The following is a 13,033-nucleotide window of genomic DNA, read 5'->3' as shown; positions in this document are numbered from 1 at the left end:
ATGCTGGAAAATTATAAACATACCACCGTACTGCTGGATGAAGCCGTTAACGGTCTGAATATTCGCAGCAACGGTATTTATATAGACGGTACTTTTGGCCGTGGCGGTCATTCCCGCCTTATTCTTTCCCAATTGGGAGCGGAAGGACGTTTACTGGCTATCGATCGCGATCCTCAAGCTATCGAAGCGGCAAAAACAATAGACGATCCTCGTTTTTCCATTATTCACGGCCCCTTCTCCGCGCTTGCTGATTATATGGCGGAGCGCGATCTCGCGGGACGCATTGACGGTGTGCTGTTGGATTTGGGCGTTTCCTCTCCGCAGCTTGACGATCCCGAACGCGGCTTTTCATTTATGCGTGACGGACCACTGGATATGCGTATGGACCCTACCCGTGGGTTGTCTGCCGCCGAGTGGCTGATGAAAGCGGAGGCCGATGATATTGCCTGGGTATTGAGAACATTTGGCGAAGAACGTTTCGCCAGACGAATAGCTCGGGCGATTGTTGAGCGTAACCGCACGGAACCAATGATGCGGACGAAAGAGTTGGCTGAGCTGATTGCCGCCGCCAGTCCGATTCGTGAAAAACATAAACACCCGGCGACGCGCAGTTTTCAAGCCATCCGAATTTATATCAACAGTGAACTGGAAGAGATTGAGCAGGCTTTGAACGGCGCATTGAGCGTATTGGCTCCGCAAGGCCGTTTGTCCGTGATCAGCTTCCACTCGCTGGAAGACAGAATCGTTAAGCGTTTCATCCGTCATCAAAGCCGTGGTCCACAAGTCCCGGCAGGCATGCCGCTGACGGAAGAACAGTTGCGTAGTCAGGGCGGGCAAACGTTGAAAGCCGTGGGAAAAATGATGCCTTCCGCTGAAGAAGTCGCGGAAAACCCGCGCGCTCGCAGTTCTGTGCTGCGGTTCGCCGAGAGATTGCCGGGATGATGGGTAATGAGCGTCATGGGTTGGTCGGCGTTATCGGCGGGGATTTGCTTCGCCACGCCAAGTTGCCCATGTTGCTGATGATTGCGGTTTTGGTGTCAGGCGTGTTCGTCGTGACGACGGCGCACAAGACGCGCTTGTTGACAGCGGAACGTGAGCAATTATTGCTGGAGCGAGACGCGCTGGATATCGAGTGGCGCAACCTGATTCTGGAAGAGAATTCGCTCGGGGATCATAGCCGTGTAGAGCGGATCGCGACGGAAAAGCTGCAAATGGGGCATGTCGATCCGTCACAGGAAAATATTGTGGTTAAGCAATGAACTGAATAGGCACCCAATACAGCATGAAAGCAACACGTATAGGAAAGTCAAAACACCAGCAAGATAGAGCCAGCTTTGTTAGCTGGCGTTTTGCGTTGCTTTGCTGCTGTATTTTGCTGGCGATGATCGCATTGATGGTGCGGGCGGCTTATCTTCAAGTGATTAACCCCGATCAACTGGTTCGCGAAGGCGATATGCGTTCTCTTCGAATACAGGAAGTGCCGACGGCGCGCGGTATGATTAGCGATCGCGCCGGACGGCCATTGGCGGTCAGCGTGCCCGTGAATGCGGTCTGGGTCGATCCGAAAGTATTGAACGATCATGGTGGCATTACGCTGGATACGCGCTGGAAGGCGCTCTCCGACGCGCTGAAAATCCCTCTCGACCAGATGGCCGCCAAGATTAATGCCAGTCCCAAAGGACGCTTTGTTTATCTTGCCCGTCAGGTTAATCCCGCTATCGGCGAATATATCCATAAACTTAAACTGCCCGGCATTAATCTTCGTCAGGAGTCCCGCCGCTATTATCCCTCGGGTCAAGTGACCTCCCATCTGATTGGTTTTACCAATATTGATGGCCAGGGTATTGAAGGGGTTGAGAAAAGTTTCGATCGCTGGCTCACCGGGCAGCCTGGTGAAAGAACCGTGCGTAAAGATCGGTTTGGACGGGTTATCGAGGATATTTCCTCGGTCGACAGCCAGGCTGCGCATAATCTGGTGTTAAGTATTGATGAGCGGTTACAGGCACTGGTCTACCGTGAGTTGAACAACGCAGTCGCGTTTAACAAAGCTGAATCCGGCACCGCGGTTCTGGTTGATGTGAATACCGGCGAAGTGCTGGCGATGGCGAATAGCCCTTCTTACAACCCAAATAATCTGGCCGGTACGCCTAAAGACGTTATGCGTAACCGTGCCATTACCGATATTTTTGAACCGGGTTCTACCGTCAAACCAATGGTGGTCATGACCGCGCTACAGCGTGGCGTGATAAAGGAAAACAGCGTTCTCAACACGTTACCCTATTACATCAATGGTCATGAAATCAAAGATGTAGCACGCTACAACGAATTGACCCTTACGGGGGTTTTGCAGAAGTCGAGTAACGTCGGTGTTTCGAAGCTGGCGTTGGCGATGCCTTCCTCTGCGTTAGTAGATACTTACTCTCGTTTTGGATTGGGAAAAGCGACCAATCTGGGGTTGGTCGGAGAAAGCAGTGGCTTATATCCTCAAAAACAACGGTGGTCTGACATAGAGAGGGCCACCTTTTCTTTTGGCTACGGGCTGATGGTAACGCCGTTACAGTTGGCGCGAGTCTATTCCACCATCGGCAGCTTCGGGATTTATCGCCCGCTGTCGATTACCAAAGTTGACCCGCCTGTTCCCGGCGAGCGTATCTTCCCCGAAGCGTTGGTGAGAGCGGTGGTTCATATGATGGAAAGCGTTGCGCTGCCTGGTGGAGGTGGAACCAAAGCAGCCATCAAAGGCTATCGGATTGCCATAAAAACCGGTACGGCAAAAAAAGTCGGTTCGGATGGCAAGTACATCAACAAATACATTGCTTACACCGCAGGTGTCGCACCTGCCAGTAACCCAAGATTTGCTCTGGTCGTTGTCATCAACGATCCACAGGCAGGAAAATATTACGGCGGTGCGGTTTCAGCCCCGATATTTGGCGCCATCATGGGAGGAGTTTTACGGACGATGAACGTAGAACCTGACGCATTACCCTCCGATGACAAGAATGAGTTTGTAATTAATAGAGAAGAGGGGTCAGGTGACAGATCGTAATTTGCGCGATTTATTAGCGCCGTGGGTGCAAGGCACGCCGGCGTGTGCGCTGCGGGAAATGATATTGGACAGCCGCGTTGCGGCTGCCGGGGATCTGTTTGTTGCCGTTGCTGGTCACCAGACAGATGGGCGGCGCTATATTCCGCAGGCGATTGCGCAAGGTGTGGCGGCGATAGTCGCCGAGGCTGAAGGCGATGCCAGCGATGGCGCTGTGTGTGAAATGCACGGCGTGCCCGTGGTTTATCTGAGTAATTTGAATCAGCGTCTTTCGGCACTGGCCGGGCGTTTTTACCGGCAACCCGCGGAGCGGTTACAGCTAGTGGGGGTGACGGGTACGAATGGAAAAACCACAACGACGCAACTGTTGGCGCAGTGGAGTCAGGCGTTGGGTGAAACCAGTTCAGTGATGGGTACGGTGGGTAATGGTTTATTGGGGCGCGTTGTGCCGACAGAAAATACCACCGGTTCCGCTGTGGATGTACAGCAGGTGCTAAGCCAACTGGCCGATCAGGGGGCAACCTTCACGGCGATGGAAGTTTCTTCTCACGGACTGGTTCAACACCGGGTTGCCGCATTACCCTTTGCCGCGGCCGTCTTCACTAATCTGAGCCGAGATCATCTTGATTATCACGGTGATATGGAAAGCTATGAGGCGGCTAAGTGGTCTCTGTTTGCCGATCATCGCGTTGGGCAGATGATTATCAATGCGGACGATGAAGCAGGGCGTCGCTGGCTGGCAAAACTGCCGGATGCTGTCGCCGTCACCATGGAAAATAATCTGGTTCCCGGCTGTCGGGGCCGCTGGCTAAAAGCGACCAGTGTCGATTATCACGACGGTGGTGCCACCATCCGTTTCGATTCATGTTGGGGGCAGGGAGAGATTCAGAGCAGATTGATGGGGGCCTTCAATGTCAGCAACATGCTACTGGCATTGGCGACCTTACTCTCTTTGGGATATCCGCTGAGTCAGTTAATTATCGCCGGCTCACAGCTTCAGCCCGTATTCGGCAGGATGGAGGTGTTCCATGCCGAAGGTAAGCCGACGGTAGTGGTGGACTATGCCCATACCCCGGACGCGCTGGAAAAAGCCCTTGAAGCGGCGCGGCTGCACTGTCAGGGGCAACTATGGTGTGTCTTTGGCTGCGGTGGAGATCGCGATAAAGGTAAGCGCCCACTTATGGGAGGCATCGCGGAGCAGTTGGCCGATCGCGTGGTCGTCACTGATGACAATCCCCGTAGCGAGGAACCGCAGGCCATTGTAGCGGATATTCTGACGGGATTAGTGGATGCCGGTCGCGTACAGGTTATTCACGGTCGTTCCGAGGCGGTTACCAGCGCCATTATGCAAGCAAAAGAAAATGACGTGGTGCTGGTCGCAGGTAAAGGACATGAGGATTATCAACTGGTTGGCAATCATCGTTTGGATTACTCGGATCGCGTTACCGTCGCGCGTTTGCTGGGGGTGATCGTATGATTCGCGTTTCCCTTGAACAACTTGCCGCCATACTGAGCGCTCAACTGATTGGCGACAGCATTGACATCGACGAGGTGTCGACAGACACCCGTCAACTGTCCTCTGGCTGCCTGTTTATCGCGTTAAAAGGGGAGAAATTTGATGCGCACGATTATGTATCGGATGCGGTGAAAAATGGTGCGTCGGCTCTTCTGGTCAGTAAACGCTTACCAGTCGAGGTGCCGCAGTTGCTGGTGCAAGACACTCGCCTGGCACTAGGTAAGCTGGGCGCGTGGGTAAGAGCGCAATCGAAGGCGCGCGTCGTGGCGTTAACCGGCTCTTCCGGTAAAACGTCGGTCAAGGAAATGACGGCGGCCATTTTGCGTCAATGCGGCGATGTGCTTTATACCGCAGGCAACTTTAACAATGATATTGGCGTACCGTTAACATTATTGCGTCTGAAGCCGGAACATCAGTTTGCCGTCATTGAATTGGGCGCCAACCATATCGGAGAGATAGCTTACACCACCGATCTGGTGCGCCCTGAAAGTGCGTTGGTCAACAACCTTGCAGCGGCGCATTTGGCAGGGTTTGGTTCTCTGGCCGGGGTTGCGCAGGCAAAAGGGGAAATTTTTGCCGGACTGCCCGCTGACGGCGTGGCGATTATCAATGCCGGCAGCCATGACTTTCCACACTGGCAGGGGATGTTGAACCATAAAACGGTATGGCGCTTTTCGCCACAGGCCGCCGGTGATATCGACTATTTTGCCACCGACGTACAGGTTTTGACGCAAGGCGCCCGGTTCAATCTGCATACCCCGTTCGGGCAGACAGAGATCACCTTACCGTTGCCGGGACGCCATAACGTGGCCAATGCTTTGGCCGCCAGCGCATTAGCGATGTCCGTTGGCGCCACGCTGGAAGCGGTAAAAGCGGGGCTGGCGCAGCTTAAGGCGGTTCCCGGACGCTTGTTCCCGATTGCATTAGCCGACGGCAAGCTGGTGCTGGATGACAGCTACAATGCCAATGTGGGCTCGATGACGGCAGCGGCACAAGCGCTTTCCGACATGCCGGGATACCGAGTGATGGTGGTGGGCGATATGGGCGAATTGGGTGACGATGCTGCCGAATGCCATCGTCAGGTCGGTGAAGCGGCGCGTGCGGCTGGCATCGACAAAGTATTGAGCGTGGGCACGTTGAGTGAACTGATAAGCGGGGCCAATCGTGATGGTGAACATTTTCAGGACAAAACCGCGCTGATTTCTCGTCTGAACGCATTGGTGTTTGAACACAGGATTATCAGCGTACTGGTTAAAGGCTCCCGCAGTTCCGCGATGGAGCAGGTCGTACACGCATTAAAGGAGAATGCAAAATGTTAGTGTGGCTGGCCGAGCATCTGGTCAAACTTTATTCCGGCTTTAACGTTTTTTCCTATTTGACGTTTCGCGCCATTGTCAGCCTGCTGACCGCATTGATTATTTCTTTATGGATGGGGCCGCATTTGATTGCCTGGCTGCAACGTTTGCAAATCGGCCAGGTTGTACGTAACGACGGGCCGGAATCGCATTTCAGCAAGCGCGGCACGCCGACCATGGGCGGGGTCATGATCCTGGTGTCCATCATTATTTCGGTGCTGATGTGGGTCGATCTCTCTAATCCCTATGTCTGGTGCGTGTTGTTTGTTCTGATGGGATATGGCGTGGTCGGTTTTGTCGATGACTATCGCAAAGTAGTACGTAAAAACACCAAAGGGCTGATCGCCCGTTGGAAATATTTTTGGCAGTCAGTCATCGCGCTGGCGGTTGCTTTCATCATGTACTCGATTGGTAAAGAGACGCCAGCTACGCAGTTGGTTGTACCGTTCTTTAAAGACATTATGCCTCAATTGGGGCTGCTTTATATTGCACTGGCCTATTTTGTCATTGTCGGGACCAGTAATGCGGTAAACCTGACTGACGGTCTGGACGGCCTGGCGATCATGCCGACCGTGTTCGTCGCCGCCGGGCTTGCTCTGGTTGCCTGGGCTACCGGGAACATGAATTTTGCCGGTTATCTGCATATTCCGTATATCCGCCACGCCAGTGAACTGGTGGTGGTTTGTACCGCAATTGTCGGCGCTGGACTAGGGTTCCTGTGGTTTAACACTTATCCGGCACAGGTGTTCATGGGCGATGTGGGTTCTCTGGCGCTGGGTGGCGCGTTGGGCACTATCGCCGTTCTGCTGCGTCAGGAGTTTTTACTGGTCATCATGGGCGGCGTGTTTGTTGTCGAGACACTGTCGGTCATTTTGCAGGTTGGGTCCTTTAAGCTACGCGGTCAGCGGATTTTCCGCATGGCGCCGATTCATCATCACTATGAGCTTAAAGGTTGGCCCGAACCGCGCGTGATCGTGCGGTTCTGGATTATTTCATTGATGCTGGTTCTGATTGGCCTGGCAACGCTGAAGGTACGGTAAAAGATGGTGGACTATCAGGGTAAAAAAGTTGTCATTATCGGGCTGGGGCTGACCGGGCTCTCCTGTATTGATTTCTTTCTCGCACGCGGCATCGTACCGCGCGTGATGGATACCCGTGTTAGTCCGCCTGATTTGGATAAATTGCCGCCAGCGGTAGCGTTCCATACAGGCGGTTTCAATGATGACTGGCTAATGGATGCCGACCTGATTGTGGCAAGCCCGGGGATTGCCCTGGCAACGCCAATATTGTGTAAGGCCGCGGAAGCCGGGATTGAGATTGTTGGCGATGTCGAATTGTTCTGCCGTGAGGCCCAGGCGCCTATTGTGGCGATTACCGGTTCTAATGGTAAAAGCACGGTGACAACGCTGGTCGGTGAAATGGCGCGGACTGCCGGATGGCAGGTGGGGGTTGGCGGTAATATCGGTGTGCCGGTACTGAAATTGTTGCAGCAAGCGTGTCAGCTTTATGTCCTTGAACTGTCGAGCTTTCAGTTGGAAACCACCCATAGCCTGCATGCTGCCGCGGCGACAATTCTGAATGTGACAGAAGATCACACCAACCGTTATCCCTTTGGTTTGCAACAGTATCGTGCAGCAAAGTTAAAGATTTATGAACGTGCCGATGTTTGTATTGTTAACGCCGACGATGCGCTGACCATGCCGGTGCGGGGTGCGGACGGACGTTGCCGGAGTTTCGGTGTGGATGTCGGCGACTACCATCTGAATCGGCAGCAGGGTGAAACCTGGCTGCGGGTGAAAGGCGAACGCGTATTAAACACCCGTGAGATCAAGCTGGTAGGTCAGCATAACTACACCAATGCGCTGGCTGCCCTGGCGTTGGCGGACGCTGTCGGCATTCCCCGTGCGTCTGCCTTGACAGCCCTGACGGCCTATACAGGATTGGCGCACCGATTCCAGCTGGTGTGGGAACGCAACGGCGTACGCTGGATAAACGACTCCAAAGCGACCAATGTCGGCAGCACGGAGGCGGCGCTCAGCGGTCTGCAAGTTGAGGGTACGCTGCATCTGCTGTTGGGCGGAGACGGCAAATCTGCCGATTTTTCGCCACTGCTGCGTTACTTCCAGGAGGGCAATATCCGTTTGTATTGTTTCGGTCGTGACGGTGCACAACTGGCGGCATTGCGGCCGGAGATTGCCGAGCAAACCGAAACGATGAAACAAGCCATGCAATTGATCGCTGCACGCGTAAAGCCCGGTGACCTGGTTTTACTGTCACCCGCTTGCGCCAGCCTCGATCAGTTCCGAAGTTTCGAACATCGGGGTGATGAATTTGCTCGACTGGCGGAGGAATTAGGCTGATGCGGTTTTTCGGACTGGCGTTTATCGAGCGTCTAAAAAGCTGGGTTATGGGAACACGTGAAAGCGATACGCTGAGCATTGTTCTGTATGACCGTACGTTGGTGTGGCTGACGTTCGGGCTGGCCGTGACCGGATTTGTAATGGTGACTTCAGCATCAATGCCCGTCGGACAGCGTCTCGCCAGCGATCCTTTCCTGTTCGCCAAGCGTGATGCGTTGTATTTGGGGTTGGCGTTTGCTTTGTCGTTGTTGACGCTTCGCGTGCCAATGGAGATCTGGCAGCGTTACAGCCCGGTGTTGCTGTTGGCATCAATGGTGATGTTGCTGGTGGTGCTTGCGGTAGGCAGTTCGGTTAACGGTGCGTCTCGCTGGATTTCATTGGGGCCATTGCGTATTCAGCCTGCGGAGTTATCGAAGCTGTCGCTGTTTTGTTACCTTTCCAGCTACATGGTCCGCAAGGTAGACGAAGTGCGTAACAACTTCTGGGGTTTTTGCAAACCGATGGGCGTCATGGTGGTGTTGGCCGTGTTGCTGCTGGCCCAACCGGACCTGGGTACGGTCGTTGTACTGTTTATTACGACGCTGGCGATGCTGTTTTTGGCCGGGGCAAAACTGTGGCAGTTTCTGGCGATTATCGGGTGTGGCATGTTTGCGGTTGGCCTGTTGGTTGTGGCCGAGCCCTACCGCATGCGGCGCGTCACGTCCTTCTGGAATCCGTGGGAAGATCCTTTCGGCAGCGGCTACCAGTTGACGCAATCTCTGATGGCATTCGGACGTGGCGAACTGTGGGGGCAAGGGCTGGGCAATTCGGTGCAGAAATTGGAATATTTGCCGGAAGCGCATACCGATTTTATTTTCTCTATTTTAGGTGAAGAACTGGGCTATATCGGTGTGGTTTTGGCGCTGTTAATGATATTCTTCGTCGCTTTTCGTGCGATGTCGATCGGACGGCGAGCGCTGGAGATCGGGCAACGTTTTTCGGGGTTTCTGGCCTGTTCCATTGGCATCTGGTTTAGCTTCCAGACGCTGGTCAATGTCGGCGCGGCAGCCGGTATGTTGCCCACGAAGGGGCTGACGCTGCCGTTGATTAGCTACGGTGGTTCCAGCCTGATCATTATGTCGACGGCGATCGTTTTACTGTTACGCATTGATTTTGAAACGCGTTTGACCAAAGCGCAGGCGTTTACGAGGAGTGCCCGATGAGCGGTGAAGGTAAGCGTTTGATGGTGATGGCGGGCGGAACCGGCGGACATGTATTCCCCGGGCTGGCTGTGGCGCATCATCTGATGGCGCAGGGCTGGCAGGTTCGCTGGTTAGGTACTGCCGATCGAATGGAAGCCGATCTGGTGCCGCGGCACGGTATTGAGATCGACTTTATCCACATTTCTGGTTTGCGCGGCAAAGGGCTTCGTGCCCAATTAAGCGCGCCATTGCGCATCTTCCGCGCGGTTCGTCAGGCGCAAGCGATCATGCGCGAGTATAAGCCTGATGTGGTGCTGGGAATGGGCGGCTATGTTTCCGGCCCCGGCGGATTGGCGGCATGGCTGTGTGGTATCCCAGTGGTGTTGCATGAGCAGAATGGTATCGCCGGACTAACCAACCGTTGGTTATCGCATATTGCCAAAAAGGTTTTACAGGCTTTCCCAAGCGCGTTTCCCAAGGCTGACGTCGTCGGCAATCCGGTCAGAGTGGAGGTACTGGCATTGCCTGCTCCTGAGATTCGTCTATCCAATCGTACCGGCCCTGTGCGGGTATTGGTCGTCGGGGGGAGCCAGGGGGCGAGAGTGCTTAACCAGATATTGCCCGGTGTAGCGGCACGTTTGGGCGATCGCATTACGATTTGGCATCAGGTTGGTAAAGGTGCGCGGCCGGAGGTTGAACAGGCTTATCAGCAAGCGGGACAACCGCAGCACAAGATTACGGAATTTATTGACGATATGGCCGCCGCCTATGCCTGGGCGGATGTGGTGGTTTGTCGCTCCGGCGCGCTGACGGTCAGTGAAATTGCCGCTGCCGGGTTGCCGGCGTTATTTGTGCCGTTCCAGCACAAAGACAGACAGCAGTACTGGAATGCCCTGCCGCTGGAAAATGCGGGCGCGGCAAAAATTATCGAGCAGCCGCAGTTCAGCGTTGACGCAGCGAGTGAAACGTTGGCGGGATGGGATCGCGCGGCATTGATGAAAATGGCGCAGCAGGCTCGGGCGGCCGCGATTCTGAATGCCACCGAACGTGTGGCGGCGGAAGTGAGCGCCGCAGCGAGTAGTCGCTCTCCCCGTGCCGTTCATGGATAAAAGAGCTCATGGTTAATTTATACAGTTTGCCGGGCGATAGTATTGCCCGGGCGATGAAACAAGGTAGCTATAGAAAAAAGTGAATACTCAACAACTGGCGAAACTGCGTTCAATCGTGCCCGAGATGCATCGCGTCCGGCACATACACTTTGTCGGCATCGGTGGTGCTGGCATGGGGGGTATCGCCGAAGTGTTGGCCAATGAAGGTTATGAAATCAGCGGTTCCGATCTGGCTCCTAATGCGGTAACGCAGCAGTTGAGCGAACTGGGCGTGCAGATCTATTTCCATCATCGTGCCGAGAATGTCCTGGACGCCAGCGTCGTGGTGGTGTCGACGGCGATTTCGGCGGATAACCCGGAGATTGTCGCCGCCCACGAAGCGCGCATCCCGGTGATTCGCCGGGCCGAAATGCTGGCTGAATTAATGCGCTTTCGCCATGGCATTGCCATTGCGGGAACCCACGGTAAGACCACGACGACGGCGATGGTGACCAGTATTTATGCCGAAGCGGGGTTGGACCCAACGTTTGTGAACGGTGGATTGGTTAAGGCGGCGGGAAGGCATGCGCGTTTGGGGTCAAGTCGTTATCTGATCGCCGAAGCAGACGAAAGCGATGCGTCTTTCCTGCATTTGCAGCCAATGGTCGCGATCGTCACCAATATCGAAGCTGACCATATGGATACCTATCAGGGCGATTTCGAAAACCTGAAACAGACGTTTATCAACTTTTTACATAATTTGCCCTTTTATGGTCAGGCCGTGATGTGTATTGACGATCCGATTATCCGGGAACTGTTGCCGTGCGTCGGGCGTCATATCACGACTTACGGATTCAGCGACGATGCAGACGTTCGTGTCGCTCACTATCAACAAACCGGCGCGCAGGGGTATTTCACGTTAGAGCGCCGGGATAAGCCGGTGCTGAATGTGACATTGAATGCGCCTGGTCGTCACAATGCGTTAAATGCGGCCGCAGCAGCGGCGGTGGCGACAGACGAAGGAATTAGTGATGAGTCTATCCTGCGTGCGCTGGCGTGTTTTCAGGGGACAGGGCGTCGGTTTGATTTTCTGGGTGAATACCCGCTTGAAACGGTAAACGGGCACAGCGGCAGCGCCATGCTGGTGGACGATTACGGGCACCACCCGACAGAAGTTGACGCGACAATTAAGGCGGCACGGGCTGGCTGGCCGGACAAACGTCTGGTGATGGTTTTCCAGCCGCATCGCTATACGCGTACCCGCGATCTCTATGATGATTTCGCTCATGTGTTATCGCAGGTTGATGTTTTATTGATGCTGGATGTCTATCCCGCCGGTGAGTCGCCGATTCCAGGGGCGGATAGCCGCTCTCTGTGCCGCACGATCCGCGGGCGGGGTAAGATTGATCCGATTTTGGTGACCGATGTGGATACCTTGCCTGAACTGTTGTCACAGGCCCTACGGGGCGGGGATCTGATTTTGGTTCAAGGGGCCGGAAATATCGGCAAGCTGGCGCGTAAATTGGCTGATTCCAGATTGCAGCCACAGATAATTGAACGAGGACATCATGACTGAGAAAGTTGCCGTACTGCTTGGTGGAACCTCTGCTGAACGTGAAGTGTCGTTACTTTCGGGTCAGGCGGTATTGGATGGTTTGAAAGAAGCGGGGATTAATGCCCATGCTGTCGATACCCGCGAGTTTTCAGTTACGCATTTAAAAGATGAAGGGTTTACCAAAGTCTTTATCGCTTTGCATGGGCGCGGTGGCGAGGATGGCACATTGCAGGGTGTTCTGGAGTTTTTGCAACTGCCCTATACCGGCAGCGGCGTAATGGCGTCTGCACTGACGATGGATAAATTGCGCACCAAACTGGTGTGGGAGGCGTCAGGTTTACCCGTTTCTCCCTATGTCGTGCTGCATCGTCAGCAATTTTCCCTGCTTAGTCAGGGGGAGTTGCTGAAAGAACTCGCTCCTTTGGGATTACCGCTGATTGTGAAGCCAAGCCGCGAAGGTTCCAGCGTTGGCATGAGTAAGGTGAATCAAGCCAGCGAATTGCATGAGGCGATTGAAGAAGCGTTTCGCCATGACGACGATGTGCTGGTGGAGAAATGGCTCAGCGGGCCGGAATACACTGTCGCGATCCTTGGCGATGAGGTATTGCCCTCTATTCGTATTCAGGCGGCGGGCACGTTTTACGATTACGAAGCGAAATATCTGTCGGATGATACTCAGTACTTTTGCCCGAGCGGATTGTCGGTCGACAAAGAGCAGGAACTGGCTGCGCTGTCGATGGCGGCATACCGCGCGCTCGATTGCCGCGGCTGGGGACGTGTTGACCTGATGATTGATAGCGATGGCGAATTCTATCTGCTGGAGGTGAATACGTCTCCGGGCATGACAAATCACAGCTTGGTGCCGATGGCGGCTCGACAACGCGGTCTCAGTTTCTCACAACTGGTGGTAAAGGTGCTGGAGTTGGCTGACTAAT

General features: G+C 54.4%; 11 protein-coding genes. All 11 read left to right on the top strand.

Features of this window, described 5'->3' with window-relative positions; genetic code table 11:
* The 11 genes from rsmH to EH207_RS14140 all read left to right on the top strand — a co-directional run bounded on the left by rsmH (position 1) and on the right by EH207_RS14140 (position 13,032).
* A complete protein-coding gene (rsmH, locus tag EH207_RS14190) occupies positions 1-942 on the top strand; it encodes a 16S rRNA (cytosine(1402)-N(4))-methyltransferase RsmH (protein ID WP_137714576.1) in 942 nt (313 codons plus the stop codon).
* Positions 939-1,259, top strand: a complete 321-nt coding sequence (gene ftsL / locus EH207_RS14185; RefSeq protein WP_137714575.1) for a cell division protein FtsL — start codon at positions 939-941, stop codon at positions 1,257-1,259. The genes rsmH and ftsL overlap by 4 nt, the downstream gene beginning before the upstream one ends.
* A gap of 23 nt (positions 1,260-1,282) precedes the next feature.
* Entirely contained in the window at positions 1,283-3,046 is a 1,764-nt protein-coding gene (locus EH207_RS14180; RefSeq protein WP_137714574.1) for a peptidoglycan glycosyltransferase FtsI, read from the top strand.
* The gene (gene murE / locus EH207_RS14175; protein ID WP_137714573.1) at positions 3,033-4,520 is read left to right on the top strand and encodes a UDP-N-acetylmuramoyl-L-alanyl-D-glutamate--2,6-diaminopimelate ligase; all 1,488 of its coding nucleotides are present in this window, start codon (positions 3,033-3,035) and stop codon (positions 4,518-4,520) included. The genes EH207_RS14180 and murE overlap by 14 nt, the downstream gene beginning before the upstream one ends.
* Positions 4,517-5,878 carry a UDP-N-acetylmuramoyl-tripeptide--D-alanyl-D-alanine ligase gene (murF, locus tag EH207_RS14170; protein ID WP_137714572.1) on the top strand — a complete coding sequence of 454 codons (1,362 nt, stop codon included), beginning with the start codon at positions 4,517-4,519 and terminating at the stop codon, positions 5,876-5,878. Before murE ends, murF begins: the two co-directional genes overlap by 4 nt.
* Complete coding sequence (gene mraY / locus EH207_RS14165) at positions 5,872-6,954, top strand: phospho-N-acetylmuramoyl-pentapeptide-transferase (RefSeq protein WP_137714571.1); 1,083 nt, start codon at positions 5,872-5,874, stop codon at positions 6,952-6,954. Before murF ends, mraY begins: the two co-directional genes overlap by 7 nt.
* Positions 6,955-6,957: 3 nt before the next feature.
* The gene (gene murD, locus EH207_RS14160) at positions 6,958-8,274 is read left to right on the top strand and encodes a UDP-N-acetylmuramoyl-L-alanine--D-glutamate ligase (protein WP_137714570.1); all 1,317 of its coding nucleotides are present in this window, start codon (positions 6,958-6,960) and stop codon (positions 8,272-8,274) included.
* Positions 8,274-9,476 carry a cell division protein FtsW gene (gene ftsW / locus EH207_RS14155; protein WP_137714569.1) on the top strand — a complete coding sequence of 401 codons (1,203 nt, stop codon included), beginning with the start codon at positions 8,274-8,276 and terminating at the stop codon, positions 9,474-9,476. Before murD ends, ftsW begins: the two co-directional genes overlap by 1 nt.
* Positions 9,473-10,564 carry an undecaprenyldiphospho-muramoylpentapeptide beta-N-acetylglucosaminyltransferase gene (murG, locus tag EH207_RS14150; RefSeq protein ID WP_137714568.1) on the top strand — a complete coding sequence of 364 codons (1,092 nt, stop codon included), beginning with the start codon at positions 9,473-9,475 and terminating at the stop codon, positions 10,562-10,564. The genes ftsW and murG overlap by 4 nt, the downstream gene beginning before the upstream one ends.
* Positions 10,565-10,643: 79 nt before the next feature.
* Entirely contained in the window at positions 10,644-12,119 is a 1,476-nt protein-coding gene (gene murC / locus EH207_RS14145; RefSeq protein ID WP_137714567.1) for a UDP-N-acetylmuramate--L-alanine ligase, read from the top strand.
* Entirely contained in the window at positions 12,112-13,032 is a 921-nt protein-coding gene (locus tag EH207_RS14140) for a D-alanine--D-alanine ligase (RefSeq protein ID WP_137714566.1), read from the top strand. The genes murC and EH207_RS14140 overlap by 8 nt, the downstream gene beginning before the upstream one ends.
* The last annotated feature ends 1 nt before the right edge of the window (position 13,033 follow it).

The sequence above is a fragment of the Brenneria rubrifaciens genome (genome assembly GCF_005484945.1).
Taxonomy (GTDB): domain Bacteria; phylum Pseudomonadota; class Gammaproteobacteria; order Enterobacterales; family Enterobacteriaceae; genus Brenneria; species Brenneria rubrifaciens.
The sequence above is the reverse complement of the archived record's forward strand: the minus strand, read 5'-3'. Positions and strand labels throughout refer to the sequence as shown.